We start from the raw sequence: 16389 nt of genomic DNA, 5'->3' as shown, positions 1-16389 counted from the left end.
GTCTCCGACTCCACTTGTCACCTGAATGGCGGAGCGCGCACCTGGAAAAGGGCCGAGACCACTACGTTCGCGTCGACACCAGCGGCCAGCAAACCCCGCGGACGGTGGGGAGAGGTCTTCGGCGACGAGATCGCCCAGCCGACGGGGCGGCGCGCGGCGAGGTCGTGGTAGCGGCCCGGTGGAAGCGGCATGTCATCAACGCTTCGAGCCCGCCCGGGCCGTCGCACGGGGCAGGTGACAGAGCCCTACAACCGACCAGTCGGTACCACATAAGTGGCACCGACTGGCGATCCAACCCCCCTCGAGGGGGCCCATCGCGACTCTGGTACGTCGGTGGCTCCCTGGCCAGCAGAGAGCCGCAGGCCATAACAGGGCCACGCCCCCCAAGAGGGATGGGCTGCCCACCGGTTGGATTCTCAATTGACTCAGGATTGTGGCATGTGCCGCAAGCATCTGCTGGCACCGTCACCCCAATGGAGGGGCGCGCCGCGGGAGCGCATTGGGGACACCGGCGTCAGGACGATGTCTTCGCCTCTGCTGCCAGGCCCATGAGGGCGGCGAGTGCCGTGGCGAGGGAGGCCACGGTGGGGTGCTGCCAGATGAAGTTCCCGGCGAGACGGACGGGGAGTTCGGTTTCGAGGCGGACGCGTAGTTCAGTGGCCAGCAGCGAGTCGAAGCCGAGGGCTTTGAGAGGGGTCTGCGGATCCAGCGTGGCGCTGCCGGTGCGCAGGATGGCGCGGATGTGGTCGCCCAGGTAGGTCTCCAGGGCGCTCTGGCGTGCGATGCCGGCAGGCAGGGTTTGGAGGCGGGCGTGGATGCCGGAGCCGCCGGACTCGGGCTCGTCCGGAGTCTTGAGGTCGTCCGGCGTGAGGAGCGCGAAGAGGCTGGAGGCTGAGCCCGCACGGGGGATCCAGGTCTGCGGCGGGCCGGGAATTACGGCCGTCTGGACCCGTTGATGGGCCAGCAGGGTGTGCAGGGCCTCGATCCCCTCGCGGGTGGGAATGGTCTCGTAGCCGCGATCGGCGAAATCGGTGGCCTGCCCCGTCTCGCCCCAGGGACCCCAGTTGACGGCCAGTGTGGGCAGGCCGCCACGGGTGCGCCAGGTGGCGAAGGAGTCGAGCCAGGCGTTGGCGGCAGCATACGTTCCCTGTCCGGCATTGCCCAGCAGGGAACTCATTGAGGAGTACAGGACGAAGAAGTCCAGGGCGTGTCCAGTCGTGGCTCGGTGGAGGTTCCAGGCACCGGTGACCTTGGGGGCCCACACCCGCTTGATCTGGTAGTCGCGGATGGTGCCCAGGGCGGCGTCGCTGAGGACCATGGCGCAGTGCACGACCCCGCGCAACGGCACACCGCCTTTGGTGGCGGCCTCGACGAGCCGTTCGGCGGTGCCGGGCAGGGAGATGTCGCCGAGGACGATCGTGGTCTGCCCGGGCAGGTCTTTGACGGCGCGTGCGGTCTGGAGAGACGGGGACCGGCGGCCGTTGAGGACGACACGGCCCGCTCCCTGCTCCGCGAGCCAGCGCGCCGTGGCGAGCCCGAGACCGCCCAGGCCGCCGGTGACGATGTAAGCGCCGTCGGGGCGTACGACGGGAGGCCCGTCCGGCAGGACGGCGGTGGTCTCTCCCCTGTCGGGGACGGTGAGCACCATTTTGCCGATGTGCCGGGCGCCGGCCATCAAGTGGAAGGCGTCGGCGGCCAGATCGAGCGGATAGGCGGTGCACAGCAACGGCTTGAGGCGTCCCTCGGTGATGTGGTCCATGACCTCGCGCAGCAGCGTGCCGAACAACTTGGGTTTGCGCTGCTGGAGTTCGATGAGGTCGACGGTGGAGAAGGTGATGTTGTGGCGCAGCGGGGCGAGTTTGAGGGCGGCGTCGGCCAAGATGTCGCGTACGCCGAGTTCGACGAAGCGGCCGAAGGGGCGCAGCGCTTCGAGCCCGGCGCGGACGGCGGGGCCGGCGAGGGAGTTGAGGACGACGTCGACGCCCTCGCCGCCGGTCGCCTGGCGGGCCTGTTCGGCGAAGTCCAGGGTGCGGGAGTCCATGACGCAGCGGATGCCGGTGCCGCGCAGGTAGCGTCGTTTCTCCTCGGTGCCGGCGGTGGCCAGGACCTCCGCGCCCAGCAGGCGGGCGACGGCGATGGCGGCCAGACCGGTGCCGCCGCTGGCCGAGTGGACGAGGACGCGTTCACCGGGGGCCAGCCGTGCGACGCGGTGGAGGGCGTACCAGGCGGTGAGGAACGCCGTTGGCAGTCCTGCTGCCGCCTCGGTGGTGAGGGCGGGCGGGGCGGGGACGACGGCGGTGGCGGGAACGGTGATGAAGGAGCCGAAGGCGCCGCCTTCGAGCTGGGCGGCAACCACGGTGTCTCCGGCGCGGACGTGGTCCACGCCCGCTCCCACGGCGGTGACCTCACCCGCGCACTCGAAGCCGATGCGGTACGGGGTGAGGGGCTCCGAACCGAGCATGCCGAGGGTTGTCAGGACGTCGCGGAAGTTGAGCCCCGCAGCCTGGACGCGCACCTCTACCTCTCCCTCGCCGGGGTGACGACGGCCGGTTGCCGCTAGTTCGAGGCTGTCGAGATCGCCGAGGCGTCCGGCGCGCAGGCGGAACCCGTCCTCGCCGTACCGGACGACCCGGGTGGTGGAGGCAGTCCGTTCGGCCGGAGTGACGGGGGCGCGGTCGATGCGTGCCACGTATCGGCTGTCATCCCGCAGAGCGACCTCGTCCTCAGGTGCGTCGGCGAGGAGTTCGGCGGCCAGCGCGCGCAGCCCGTGTGCTCCGGGATCGGCGTCAACGAGGGTGGGCCGCAGGCGCGGGTGCTCGATCGCGAGGACACGTGCCACGCCCCGTACGGTGCTGTGGGCGGGGTGGCCGGCCTCGTCCGCCGTGACCGCGCGGGCGTGCCGGGTGACGGTGTACAGGCGCCATGTTCCGTCGTGGTCTTCGGCTGCCTGAGCGAAGGCGAGCAGTCGCCTGGCGCGTTGCTCCGCGCCGTGGGTGGGATCGCTGTCGTCGGCGGACGGCGTGCCGCACAGCATGACGACACCGCGCCAGGGTCCCGCTCCAGCGGCCAGGTGGTTGCGGAAGACATCGGCCAGTGCGGCGAGCCCCTCCGTGCTCAGTGGAGTTTCTCGCACCTCCGCGTGGGCACCGGCGTCCCGCAGGAGCGCCGCCAGGCGTCCGGCTTCGCCGTCTCCCTCGTCCACGACGAGCCACCTGCCGGGAGGTGCCTGCCTGGCGCGGGAACGGGGCGCATGATGCCACCCGAGTTCCAGGAACCACTGGTCGACGGTAGTGCCCTCGGCCGGTGCGCGGCGGGCGAAGCGCGCGCCGTCGAGGGCCAGGACCGGCCGGCCGTCGGCGTCCAGGACACGGACGTGTCCGGCGAGGGTGGTCGCGGTGTTCTCGGTGACCCAGGCGTGCGCGTGGACGGCCCGTGAGGGGTCGCCCAGGATGCGCAGGGCGCCGACCTGGACCGGCAGGATGGGCGCGGGTGCGCTGTCGTGACCGGCTCCGGCGACCAGCAGTTGCAGACACAGGTCGAGCAGGACGGGGTGGGGGCTCAGCGCGTGCTCGGGAGTGCGGGCGGCGGGCGGAAGCTGGATGCGGGCCCAGAAGCTGTCCCGGTGGCTGTTCGTGTGCAGACTGGTGATGCCGGTGAAGGCCGGGCCGTGTTCGAGGCCGCAGGCACGCAACCCGGCGTAGAGGGCGGCCGGATCGAGCGGGACGGGGTGCTTGCGGTCGAGGTCCGGGACGGAGGCGGCACGAGTGGCCTGGGGTGTGAGCCCACGGCGGGTGACCGCTGAGGCGTGCAGCTGCCAGGACCCGTCGGGCTGGCGGGAGTGGATCTCACCGGTGGCCTGCTGGGAGGCGGCAAGGGTGAGCGTGGTGCTGATTTCGGTGTCGTCGGTCAGGCGCAGCAGGTCGTGGAAGGCGATGTCGGTGGTCTCGATGTCCGTGGTGACACCGCCCAGTGCGGTTCGGGCCGTGGTGTGCAGGAGGGCGCAGAAGGCCGCCCCGGGCAGGACGGCGGTGCCGTGGACGCGGTGGTCGTTGAGCCAGGGCAGATGGCGAGCCGGGGCGGCGGCGGTCCAGGTGTGGCGGATCGGTTCGCCGGGGATCTCGGTGTGCCGGCCGGGCAGGGCCCCCGCGTCGGCCGGCTGCGCCTCGCCCGAGGTCCAGTGGCGGGTGCGGTCGAAGGTGATGGTGGGGGCGTCCGTCAGAAGGCCGCCGCCGTACAGGGGGATCCAGTCGACGGTGCCGCCGCCGCAGTGGACCGCGGCGAGCTGGGTCCGCAGGGTGACGGTTTCGTCCAGTCCGCGGCGCAGTGAGGGCAGAACCAGTGCGTCCGGGGTCAGTTCGGCCAGGCTGTCCGCAAGGGACTGGGTGATCACGGGATGGGGCGAGATCTCGATGTAGATCTGGTGGCGGTCTTGGGCGGCGGCAGCCACGGCGGAACGGAACCGGACGGGCCGGCGCAGGTTGTCGCACCAGTAGGCGGCGCCCAGGAGAGGGCTGTGCCGCGGGTCCTCGGTCACGGTGGAGTAGAAGGGGATGCGGGGCGCACGGGGGCGCAGATCGATGAGGTCCTGGTGCAGATCGGGCAGGAGGGGGTCGACATGGTGGCTGTGGGAAGCGACGTCGACCGCGATCGGCGAGGCGAGGATCCCGCGCTTCCCCCATCGGGTGACCAGGCGGGCGATCTGGTCGGCGTCACCGGAGACGACGGTGGTGCCGGGCGCGGCCAGGACCGCCACTGAGACGGCGTCGGTCCCGGCGTCGGCGAGGTCGGCCTCCACGGTGGCCTGGTCCAGGGCGACGCTGGCCATCGCGCCCGTCCCGGCGATTCGCTCCAGCAGTGCCGAGCGGCGGCAGATGACGCGGACCCCGTCGCCGAGGGTGAGCGCTCCGGCCACGACGGCTGCTGCGACCTCTCCCATGGAGTGCCCGATGACGGCGGCGGGCCGGACGCCGTGCGACTGCCAGGCCGCGGCCAGGGCGATCTGCAGGGCGAAGAGGACCGGCTGGATCCTCGGGCATCCGGTGAGGGGTTCGTCCGAGCGGATCAGCTCCAGGACGGAGAACCCCGCCTCCTGCTGGATGAGGGCATCGACGTCGGTCAGTGCTTTCGCGAAGGGCCCGTGATGCGCGAAGAGTTGGCGGCCCATACCGGACCACTGGGAACCCTGGCCGGAGAACACCCATACCGGCTGGTGAGGAGCGGTGACATCGGCCGTGCCCGAGACGAGGGCGGGATGGGGCAGGCCCGCGACGAACAGCCGGAGTGCCTCCAGGGTTTCGGCGCGGGAACGGGCTACGACCGCGAGGCGCCCGCGTCCGGGGCTGCGGCGCAGGGCCAGGGTGTGGGCCACGTCCCGCAGCGGGACGCGCGCCCCGTCCCCGTCGAGCCAGTCCGCGAGGCGGCCGGCCGCGGCCGGCAGTGCCCGGTGGGATCCGGCGGCGACCAGGATCACCTCGGGCGGTGCGCCCTCCGGCCGGCGTGGGGCGGGAAGGCCGGCGCGGCGGCTGGGCCGCGGGGGCTGCTGCAGGATCACGTGGGCGTTGGTGCCCGAGAAACCGAACGAGGAGACCGCAGCCAGCCTGACCGGCTGCCGCCCTGGCCACTGAGTCGGTTCGACCGGAATGAAGAAGCGGGTGGCGTCCGCGGCGATGGCGGGGTGCCAGCTGGTGAAGTGCAGGTTGGCAGGAATGACCCCCTGCTGCAGGCACAGAACGGTCTTGATCAGTCCGGTGATGCCGGCGGCGGGCTCCAAGTGGCCGAGGTTCGTCTTGACCGAGCCGAGGGCGCACGGGGAGAGGCCGTTGCCGTACACGGCTGCCAGGCTGGTGAACTCGGCCGGGTCGCCGACAGGGGTGCCCGTGCCGTGAGCTTCGATCAGGGAGATCTGCGCCGGGTCGACGCCCGCCTGGGTGAGCGCCGTGCGGTAGAGGGCCTGCTGCGCGGTGGATGACGGGGCGGCGATGCCGTCGGAGCGGCCGTCCTGGTTCACGGCGGACCCGCGGACGAGGGCGAGGATACGGTCGCCGTCCCTGCGGGCGTCTGTCAGGCGTTTGAGGACGACGGCACCACAGCCCTCGCCGCGGACGAATCCGTCCGCGGCGGCGTCGAAGGTGTGGCAGCGTCCGGTTGGGGACAGCATGCCCATCCTGGTGAAGGACCGGGTGGTGCGCGGGGTGAGCATGAGGTTGACGCCGGCGGCCAGCGCGAGATCGCACTCCTCGCGGAGCAGTGCCTGGCAGGCGAGGTGGAAGGCGACCAGGGAGGACGAGCAGGCGGTGTCGAGGGCGATGCTGGGGCCGTGCAGGCCGAGGAGGTAGGAGATGCGGCCTGCGGCCACGCAGTGACCGTTCGTCAGGATGGAGCCTTCCAGTTCCTGGGGCAGACCGACGAGCTGGTCCATGTAGTCGTTGTAACTCAGACCGGTGTAGACGCCCGTGCGGGAGCCGGCGAGCCCGTCGGGAGGCAGCCCGGCGTGCTCCAGGGCCTCCCAGACGACCTCCAGCAGGAGCCTGTGCTGTGGGTCGAGGACGTCGGCTTCTCTGCCCGAGACACCGAAGAAGTCCGCGTCGAACCGCGAAACGTCGGTCAGGTACCCGCCCTGCAGATGCACGGCCTGCGCGTCGGCCGACGTCCCGGCCGCGGGTGCCGGCGCATCACGGCCGGGCGGAGGCGCGCCCACCGCCTCACGGCCCTCCATCAGCAGATTCCACAAGGCGGCCGGTGAGTCGATGTCTCCGGGAAGCCGGCAGCCCATGCCGATGACGGCGATGGGCCCGTTCGCGGGGCGAGAGGGGTACTTGTCCAGGGCCACCACGGGAGTCTCCTAGTCGTCCATGGGAAAAGCGGATGCGTGTGGTTCGCGGAGCTTGGGGAGTTCGAGGAGAGGGAGGTGTGCCCACAGGGCCAGCGCGAGGGGAGGGGCGGGGCGCCGGCCTTGGCGTGTGCCCGCAGTCGGCAGGTGGCCTTCCGGGGGCGGGGCTGCGGGAAACCGCGGGAAACTGGCAGGACCTCGTGCTCCCGCGGGACGCCGTCGGCTTCGGGTCGGCGACGGCCCGCGAACAGCTCAGTCGAGCGGGCGGAGGAGGGACTCAGACGTCGGCACTCCCCAGCAGGATGGCGCTCTTCAGTCCGCCGACCTGGTAGTTGAAGGTGAAGGCGTAGTCGAAGTCGAGGGGCCGCGTGGCCGTCCCAGGAACCGGGTCGAAGGTGAGGTTGTCCGCAGGCTCCTCGCAGTTGGCCGTGGGACACACCTGGCCGTGGTTCATCATCAGCAGGGTCAGGGCCACTCCGAGGCAGCCCGCGGGTGCGCCGTTGTGGCCGAAGCAGCCTTCCTGGGAGGACATGAGCAGATCGCGGGACGCGGGGCCGTACAGTTCCCTGATCGCGTTGGCCTCGAACGTCGTGACCACCACGTTGCCGTCGCTGCCGCCATGGACGTAGGGCACCTGGTCGATCTCCCAGGTGTCGCCGAGGCACCGCCGCACCGCCGACACCAGCGCCTGTCCGGTGTCGTCGCAAGCCAGCGGATTGGCGAGCCCGTCCCGGGTGGTGGCCTGCGAGAGGACCTGGCCGTAGACGCGGCCGCCCCGTGCGAAGGCGTGTTGGCGGCTCTCCATGACGATGGTCGCGGACCCTTCGCCGTGGTTGATGCAGTCGGCGCGCCGGTCGTACGGACGCATCAAGGACTCGAATGACGGCACGAGGGCGGGCATGTCCTGGGACCGCATGGCGTCGTACGTCTGCTGGGCTCCGCTCAGCAGACGCTGGATGTTGTGGATGAGGGGGAGGCTGAAGACGTCCACCCCGGTCACCACGGCGATGTCGGCCTCACCGGCGGCGATCATGCGCTGGGCGTTGCCGATCTGGAGGGCGGAGGAGGCACAGCCGCACGAAACAGTGAAGTTGGCGCCTTTGGACCGTGTGAGCGCGCCTTGGACCAGGGCCACGTCCGAGGGGGTGACGGACTGCTCCGCCGCGACGAACATCTCCATCGCCTCGGCAACGGGGAGGGTCGCGGGGTCGGCCCTGAGGACGGCGAGATAGCTGTCGATGTTGGCGTCCACTCCCCCGCGGCCGACGAGGACGGCGGCCTCCTGGAGATCGCGGTGCACATCGAGGCCCGCGTCCGCACACGCCTGTACGAGCGATACCAGCCCGAAGCGGTGGGCGTCCGTGTAATGGCGGGAGAAGAAGTCAGGAATACCGACCACTCGTTCCTCGAACGATTTGTTCGACAGGTTCACGCTGCCGTAGTACACGCCCTTTTTGACAAGGCATGACATTCCATTGCTGGCCACCTGCCAAAGTTCGTCGGCAGTGAAGACCGGGGACTCGATGCCTGGAAGGCACAGTCCGATTCCGGTGACTACGGCGTCTCGCCCTCGTCCCCCGGTCCGCCTGGTCACGAGTCACCCGCGGGTGAGAATGGATTCTTCATCGAGATTCCCCTTCAGGATCGGTCAAGGGCGGCTATGATGGGTCACCGTGCCGCAGCGTGGCCCGTTGATCTGCCGGACCGGCGCACCGGCCTATTCGGCCACGTAGGTACGGCAGCACCAGCGGTATAGCGGCCTCTGCTCACCTTCGACGGGGTAGAAGCCCGAGAACTCGAAATGCTCGTAGGCATTCCCGCACAGGATTTTGACCTTCGGCTCACCTTCGACGGACTTCACGCTCCAGACGGCGGGAGCCCAGTCCGGCCCTCCGGTAAGCATCACGCTTATCATTTCCGACATATCCAGCTCCTGTGTCGAGGTTCAGTTCCTTCATCGGGTCGGAAGAAGTCACGCCTGGGAATCAGGCACCGGGAGACCAGGAGATAGGTCCTGCACAGGGACCGCAAAAATTGGGAAACCAGCAGCATAGTGACCTCGTCATGTGTGGAAAGGAGCCATGACTCGATACGAGGCCGAATGTCCTGCACTACGCCTGCGGACCGCGCCCTGTGAGGGGAGGGCGAAGGGCGGCGCCGGTGTCGCCACCGGTCGCCTGCCGGGCCGGGACACGTGGCCCCCGGCGCCTCTGCCGACGCGAGCGGCCTCTCGTCACGTCGCCCGGGTCGGCCTTCCGCCGCCCGGGCTCGCCACCCGCCGCCGGCTACGCGGAGAAGACGGGTGGCGGCCTGCGCGTCACCCGTAAGGGAGACGCGGTGGTCCGGCGACGGCCGAGTCCGGCCGTCGCCGGGGTGGAAGGGCAGGCAACCCCGCTCAGGGGTGCCTTCCTACGAGCCGTCAGGTCGCGACGGCCAGCGCCTGGGTGAGCGCCGATGCGGTCGCCTGCTCGGCCCCCAGGGCCGATGACGAGGCGCCCAGCAGGTTGTACACGAGCGCGACCGCGTTGCTCGCGGAGGCGGTGAGGACGTTGGCCCCTACCACCGGCGGCTGCCCTACGCAGTCGCCGATCGCCGATACGAGCGAGGTGGCGGTGGACAGGTTGGCGGTGCGGGCGGCCGATGTGTTGTTGACCTGGTCGGCAGCGATCGCCGCGTTGTTGGAGGTCTGGGCGGTCTGCAGGTCGCTGACACAGGCCGAGGGGGCCACGGCGGGAGCCGCCACGGCAAGTGGGGCGAAGCCCACGGCGGCGGCCGCCGCCATGGCGGCGGTTACGGTAGCCGCGGCAAGGCGGGAACGGTTCATGATGAACTCCCTGGAGGTGATGAACGGGCCTGATTTCAAGGGCGGCCGACGGGAGCGGATCCCCGCTCTGTCCAGAAGCTGCTGTGGGAACTGGAACTCGCCCTGATCGTCTGGCACTTCACCTGCTGGGAATGACGAACGGAACGGGTCGCAAGAAGGTTCCCCGAGATGGGATGGGCGACCCGCCGGTTCGTGCATCAGTAAGCACCCAAGCTGGGCGGCATCTCTAGGGGCGACTCCCCCACATCACCCGATCGGGTGCACTGGCACGCCCCCCACGCCGCAGGTGCAACTACAGACACCCTCATAACAGGCACAGAGCCCGCTGCGACAACTTTCGCGCACCGTTCGCAACGCGCAGGCGGTGACGGAGCCGCGCGTCGCGCACCACGGTCCGACTGGCACTGGGCCGCGGTGGACGGCATCGGGCGATCCCTGCGCCAGTCGCCGCGCGCGAGCCGGACCGCAACTGCAGCCGGGCCACGACTGAATGTGCGGCGCGAACACCGTCAAGGCCGCCCATGGCGGAGGACCTTATGTATGCGCAACCCCCATCACGCCGGACTACGCCATCCGAGTGGTAGTCCTTTGTCCGCTGTTGCGGTCATATGTCAATTTGCTGGATAACGGGTTGTATCCAACCGGTGGGCCGTCCATCCTCTCCGGGCCACGGCTGCCAACCGTCGTGCGTCGGCTACGGGTCGGCCGCTGGGGTGAGCTGCCGCGAGATCTGTCAGCTGGCGTCGGCTGTCGCGGGGCGTGAGCTCGATGAGCCTTTCACCGAAGACCTGCCTTCCCACGACATCGGAGCGTGTTCCCGCTCTCGGCTCCGTTGCGCGTGATCGCGCCGACAGCACCCGAGCAGCCGGACAGGCCACCGCCTTCCGAAGATGCGGTGGTTTCGCCGCCTCCCGCCCACGAGGCGGATCCGGAGCAGCTCCCCAACTGGTTCGAAGCGGAGCCGGGAGCCTGAGTGCCAGGGCGCTCACCGAACGGACAGCCCCGTATGCGCAGTGAGCGGGACGCGCCTGTTGATCGCCGTCACGACCGCATCCGTCGGGGCGGCGGGGACATCGGCCAGCCTCATCGCGCACCGCAGCACCGTCCACACCAGCGCTGGTGATCTCCGGCGCTGGATCACGATCCATCTGGAGTTCTGACCTGACCTCACCGGTGTGACGGACGCTCCGTGCGCCCTGGCCTGCCCGATCGCCGGAGGCCTGGGTTGTCGCGGTAGTCCTCACCACCGAAATCACGAGAGGAGCTGGACGTCATGCAGCCGCGCATCTATGTGGTCGACGTCCCGATACACAACACCACCGAACCAGCCCGGCGCGGCCTGCACGTCTTCGCTGGCGTCGCTGACTCCCCGGCCGCGGCCCTGCGCCGTGCGCACGAGGTGTACGAGGCCGCGCTCGCCGCGCACACGGCTGGACTTGAGATCCCCGACAAGCAGCCGGACAGCTGGGGAGCACGCGGGCTTAGGCCCGGATGGCAGATGGACTGGGCCGCCGCGAAGGCCGACCTCTGGCACAACCCCGTCAGTTGGACCAGCCACAGCGACTTCGCGCTGTAGATCCGCCCCGGGACAGGCACACAACGGCGTCCAAACCAATTCGCCTGCCCTGCCCGTCCCACCCCGAACGAGACGAGAAAGGGGGATCACCAGCAAAGCCTCCGTTCCGGCCTGAGAACCTACACGTCCAGTTCGTTGCTGCGGGTCATTGAGGGGCCTCGTGCTCTGTCACAGAGGCACTTGACCAGTACGAAGGCCGTAGCCATGAGTCTGCTGCAGCGGGATGCCCCGCGGGATGCGTTTGCCGAACCCGCTTCCTTCCGGACGGAGTTGTATGCGTGTCTGACTGGACGGCGCGACGCTTTGTTCGAGCTGAGTGACGCCTTGCTCTGCACGGACGGCCCGGTGAGGACGTTGGTCGAGCTGTCCCTGGCGCCCGAGTACCGGCGTGGGCATGGTGCGTTGTACGGCGGGGTGAACCGGGGGCAACTCGATGTGTCCCGGCTGCGTAGGGCACTGGCGGGACTGCCGCTTCCACGGACGGCAGAGGGGCAGCTGGTCCTGGCGGTCGATGTGAGCAACTGGCTGCGTCCGGATGCGAATACCAGCCCGGACCGGATGTTCTGTCACACCTACGGCCGTGGGAGGGGCTCGGCACAGATGATCCCCGGGTGGCCCTACTCTTTCGTGGCCGCTCTGGAGCAGGGACGGACCTCGTGGACTGCCGTGCTGGACGTGGTCCGGCTGTGTCCGTGGGACGACGCGATCGCCGTCACCGCCGCCCAGATCCGTGAGGTGTTCCAGCGGCTGTATGTCGCGGGCCAGTGGCAGATCGGGGATCCGCCCGTCCTGGTCGTCGCTGATGCCGGCTACGACGTGACCCGCCTGGCTTTCCTGCTGGCAGACGTGCCCGTTGAGATGCTGGGGCGGATGCGGTCGGACCGTGTCCTGTACTTCCCGCCCCCGCCGCAGCCGCAGCCGCCGGGCAAGGTCGGCCGCAAGCCCAAGCGCGGGGCGGAGTTCGCGTTCGAAGGTGCAGCCACTCAGCCGGCCCCGTCCATCACCACAGTGACCGACACCACCCATTACGGGATGGCCGTCGCCACCGCCTGGGACCGGCTGCACCCGCTACTGGTCCGGCGCTCGGCCTGGGCCGACTACCCCAAAGGAGAGTTACCGGTCATTGAAGGCACTGTCATCCGCCTTCAGGTCGACCAACCGGTCTGAAGAACAGGCACCGTGCACACGTGCACCCCGTCGGGAAACAAGGCAAACCGGACCTTGAGCCACTCACCTCATAACCAGCACGACTGGATAAACGTCAAGCTTAGGACACGGGTCATGAGACCCCACACCGGAAACCTCGGGGCCCTCACATGTCCCGCAGGCGGGAGTAGTGGAACTGGTGCGCGACGGTGATCGAACAGGTGGGGCCGTTGCGGTTCTTGGCGAGGATGAGATCGCTCTCCCCCGCGCGGGGGCTGTCGGGGTCGTATGCGTCCTCGCGGTGCAGCAGGATGATGCCGCTCGCATCCTGCTCCAGCTGCCCGGAGTCACGCAGGTCGGACACCTGCGGCTTCTTGCCGTCCCGGTGTTCGGGGCCGCGATTGAGCTGGGCGCAGCAGATGATGACCGCGCCGGTCTCCTCGGCAATGATCTTCAATTCGCGGCTGACTTCGCTGACGCGCTCATAGGCGCTCTGCCGGGTGGTGCGCTGGTCGGTGTACATGAGCTGGACGTAGTCGACGACGACCAGGGGCACTTGACCTGTCTGCCGGATCAGGGCCTTGATGCGGGTGCGGACCAGGCCCGGGGTGACGCGGGGGGTGTAGTCCATCCACAGCGGCAGCGCCGAGAGGTGGGGTAGGCGCGGGGCGATGCGTCTCCAGTCGTTGTCGGTGACGGCTGGCCCGCCCTCCATGAGTTGGTGCAGGCTGACGCGGGCCCGGTTGGAGAGCACCCGGTTGGTGACCTCGCCGCGGCCCATCTCCAGGCTATGCACGATGGTGGTCCTGCCGGAATGGGCGTTGGCCAGCGCGACGCCCAGCGTTATCGCCGACTTACCCATGGCCGGCCGCCCGGCCACCACAACGACGTTCCCCGGTCGCATCCTGAGGGCCTGGTCGAGGTCGGTGAGTCCGGTGACGGCAGCCGCCTCGACGGTGGTCTCCAGGCTTTCCAGGTGCTGCTTGAGGCCGTCGCCGAACCGTTCGAAGAGCCCGTCGTCGCCGCTCTGGTCGGCGGCAAGGTGCTCCAGCTCGGCCTGGTGTGCGGCGATCGAGTCCGTGACGGCGGCGGGGCCGGCCTGACGGGCCGTCTGCATGCCGCGTACCAGGGCCTGCTGGTAGCGGCGCAGACGGGCGTAACCGTGGACGAGTTCGGCGTAGTGCGCTGCCTCGACGGAAGTGCACGCCTGCGCGGCGATCTCTGACAGCCGGAGGGCTCCACCGATCCGTTCCAGGTCGCCGCTGCGGCGCAGCTCCGCCTCAACCATCGGCACGCCGGTGGGTTTGCTCCGGCCGTGCAGAGCCAAAATCGCCCGCCAGATCGTCTCGTGGTGGGGGTGAAACCAGTCACCGCTGTCACTTAAGACCGATGCGGCGGCCGCAACCGGGTCACAGGCCGGTGTAGCCGTCAGGCACGCACCGAGCACGGCCGTTTCGGCCTCGGTGCTCGCGACCCTGGCTCCGTCGGGCTGCTGCGCGGGGATGCCCACACCGGGGGTGCTCATTGCAGCTCTTCGAGGGTGTCGGCGTTGATGCCCGGGTGGGTACAGCGGCGCATCGGCGCATCGTCGTCGTCCACGGCCCAGCCGTACTGGTCGCACGCTGGGCAGACCGCCCGCAGCACAGCGAGGTCCTGCGGCGCCGGCCCCGGCTGCGCGGACGGCGCCGGGCCAAGAGCACGGTAGCGGCGCAGGTCCGCCACCCACAAGGGCAGGCACTTCACCCACGAGGCAGCGCCTGTGGTGTTCTTGAAAATCTCGTCCTCCAGTTTCCGGCGCTGGCATTCGTCCATGGTCGTCAGCGCCGGCCAGCTCTGTGCTCGCATCGTCAGCAGCAGCTTCGGAGCGCTCTTGCGCGCAGTCGCCAGCCCTGCCTGCCACTGCTGCATCTGCTGCAGGAAGTCCTCGGCGGACCGGATCTCCTCAAAGGAGAACTCCGGCGCCTCCTCCCGCTGTGACAGCAGCGACCCCGTGGTGCGGCTAAGGGGGTAGGGGGAGGAGGATTCCTCCTCCCCCGGGGGGTGCGGGGGGTGGACATCGGATCGCGGGTTTCCCGCATCCCGGCTCTGCCCAGGCGAAACGCGGGTTTCCAGATCGCGGGTTTCCCGCGATCTGGATCCGGATCGCGGGAAACCCGCATTCCGGCTCTGCCCACACGAAAGGCGGGTTTCCAACGGTTCGTGTCCGGGCTCCGGCTCCGGGTCGCGGGTTTCCCGCCGTTCGGTGCTGACCTGCGAGGATGCGGTGATGCCGAGATCGATGTACTGCTGGTTGTTGGCCGGGTTGCGGTAGACGCGAGTGACCCAGGTAGGACGCTGGGCAACCTCGTCGTACACGGAGACTCGGGCGAGGTGGCCGGCCTTGGTCAGTCGGCCCGCGATCGCGCTATACCGGTCCTTGCCCATCTTCCAGCCCCGCGCTTGGAGGTCCTTGCGGATCACCTCTATGGTCGAGGGGAGCTGAGGGTCCCGGAGCAGAAGCTCCGCCAGCACGCCGAGATCCTCCGGCTGCAATCCCGGCGTTCGCACCAACTCACACCGAAGGATCACCTCCTCCGGGGCCTCCCAGGGGCGATCCAGACAGCTGTTCCCGAACTCGTCAGTCACCGGGCACCACCACTCACGGCGGCCAGCGGGATCCCGAGCTGTGCTGCTGGAGGCGTGCCAGGGCGTGTAGTTGTCTGCCGTGCCCGCCCCAGAAGACATGTCAGCAGAGATGAGTGGGCCTCCGCCGGCGACTGCGCTTCCGCGGGGCGGCCAGGAATCCGCGAAGGGGTCCGGCTGGGCGGGCCCGGGGCGCCGGTGGGCCAGGAGGCCGGGGTGTTGAAGGCCGAGAAGGTGGTCACACCTGCTACAAGTGTGAAATCGAGGACCGGTGTGCCGCTTCGGTGCGGAAAGTTCAGAGCCGCATCGGCTGGAAGCCGACGGCGGAGGTACGGCTGGTGCTGCATGTGGTGGGTCTCCCCTGGCAGGGGAGCCGAAAGCAGAGACGTCACCAGACATGCAGGGCAAAATATGTCCTGTGCTGGCTATCCTGACGAGGTTCCCTATCCTGGGGTAGGTGACCACGCGAACCCAAGGTTCACGGGTATCACCGCAGTCGAGGTCACCTCGCTGCTCACGACTCGGGTTCTTGGAAGGCTCTGCGAGTCGATCGCTGGGGAGCGGTCTCTGTTGTGGCGACGGAGACCGCTCCGCGCGCTTACGGCGGTATCTCTAGACTCTTCCCGACAGAGGCTACGAGGGCTTCAGGGTACTGAGCGGACAGTTCCGCAAGGAGCCGGGCGTACGCCTCGCGACGCTGGCCCCGAAGCTCTGCTCCACCCGTTTCCCACCGGGCCACCGTGTGGATGAGGCCGTGAGCCTTTCCGAACCGCCCCCACATCGCTGGTGGCGGCAAGGCGGTGCAGAATGCGTGCAGCGGCAGGTCCACTACGGCCGATGGCTCGGTCATCGTTACCCCTCTTGTCGCTCAGAAAATACATGTCAAGACGAGTCGGCGGGGAGGCTTATGACGACATATCACCTGCACGGCTGCCCGGACGGGTTGACCCACAGCGGAACCCCGTGCCCTCGTCCTGCCTGCGGTCATCCACGTCGTTGCACGAGGCAGGGGCGACGCGAAAGAGCGGAGCCGTGAATGCGGCGCCCCTCGGCTCCCGGCACCCAGGAGCACTCTCGGTGGCACACCGCTCCCACGCGTTGCCGCAGAGGTCGTACACCCCGTACGCCGGCCGCCCGTTGTGGTGGCCGGCATCGTCCACGAGGTCACGCGAATCCCGATGGATCGTGCGCTCGGCCGGATCCGGCGCCGCCCGGGTCCGGTCGGCACCTGGGTGGCGCCGGATCCGGGGTCGGCCGCGGCCAGCTGTGCGTACAGGGGCGTCGACGGGTCTGCGGCGTCCTCGGAGCGGGCACGGCGGTCGTGCGCCCGGCGGTGCCGGGCAGTGGACGGCTGGTGCCGCGGGGGAATGAGGGCACCGGCCACGAGCTGGC

8 protein-coding genes and 1 pseudogene are annotated in these 16389 nt (G+C 69.5%); 3 read left to right on the top strand and 6 right to left on the bottom strand.

The window, feature by feature from the left end; genetic code table 11:
- Window positions 1-514: 514 nt before the first annotated feature.
- The 4 genes from OG522_RS39805 to OG522_RS39790 form a co-directional block, all read right to left on the bottom strand.
- Window positions 515-6832 carry a type I polyketide synthase gene (locus OG522_RS39805; RefSeq protein WP_329468351.1) on the bottom strand — a complete coding sequence of 2106 codons (6318 nt, stop codon included), beginning with the start codon at window positions 6830-6832 and terminating at the stop codon, window positions 515-517.
- 274 nt (window positions 6833-7106) lie between these two features.
- On the bottom strand, window positions 7107-8423 hold the full coding sequence (locus tag OG522_RS39800; protein WP_329468350.1) for a beta-ketoacyl synthase N-terminal-like domain-containing protein: 1317 nt from the start codon (window positions 8421-8423) through the stop codon (window positions 7107-7109).
- A 123-nt stretch (window positions 8424-8546) separates the two neighbouring features.
- Window positions 8547-8744 carry a DUF5988 family protein gene (locus tag OG522_RS39795; protein WP_329468643.1) on the bottom strand — a complete coding sequence of 66 codons (198 nt, stop codon included), beginning with the start codon at window positions 8742-8744 and terminating at the stop codon, window positions 8547-8549.
- Between the two features lie 504 nt (window positions 8745-9248).
- Window positions 9249-9653, bottom strand: coding sequence for a hypothetical protein (locus OG522_RS39790; protein WP_329468349.1), 405 nt, complete (start codon window positions 9651-9653; stop codon window positions 9249-9251).
- A gap of 1013 nt (window positions 9654-10666) precedes the next feature.
- On the opposite strand from OG522_RS39790, the gene OG522_RS39785 reads away from it, so the two are divergent.
- From OG522_RS39785 to OG522_RS39775, 3 genes and pseudogenes are all read left to right on the top strand, one after another.
- Window positions 10667-10813, top strand: a complete 147-nt coding sequence (locus tag OG522_RS39785; RefSeq protein WP_329468348.1) for a hypothetical protein — start codon at window positions 10667-10669, stop codon at window positions 10811-10813.
- A gap of 113 nt (window positions 10814-10926) precedes the next feature.
- Window positions 10927-11229, top strand: a complete 303-nt coding sequence (locus OG522_RS39780; RefSeq protein ID WP_329468347.1) for a hypothetical protein — start codon at window positions 10927-10929, stop codon at window positions 11227-11229.
- A gap of 204 nt (window positions 11230-11433) precedes the next feature.
- Window positions 11434-12384, top strand: a pseudogene (locus tag OG522_RS39775) (transposase); the annotation flags it as partial.
- Window positions 12385-12541: 157 nt separating this feature from the next.
- Here OG522_RS39775 and OG522_RS39770 read toward each other — a convergent pair.
- Together OG522_RS39770 and OG522_RS39765 are read right to left on the bottom strand one after the other, a co-directional pair.
- Window positions 12542-13900, bottom strand: coding sequence for a replicative DNA helicase (locus tag OG522_RS39770; RefSeq protein WP_329468346.1), 1359 nt, complete (start codon window positions 13898-13900; stop codon window positions 12542-12544).
- Window positions 13897-15000: a hypothetical protein gene (locus tag OG522_RS39765; RefSeq protein WP_329468345.1), complete on the bottom strand. Its 1104-nt coding sequence runs from the start codon at window positions 14998-15000 to the stop codon at window positions 13897-13899. The genes OG522_RS39770 and OG522_RS39765 overlap by 4 nt, the downstream gene beginning before the upstream one ends.
- Window positions 15001-16389 lie beyond the last annotated feature (1389 nt).

The organism is Streptomyces sp. NBC_01431, from assembly GCF_036231355.1.
Classification (GTDB): Bacteria; Actinomycetota; Actinomycetes; order Streptomycetales; family Streptomycetaceae; genus Streptomyces.
The sequence above is the reverse complement of the archived record's forward strand: the minus strand, read 5'-3'. Positions and strand labels throughout refer to the sequence as shown.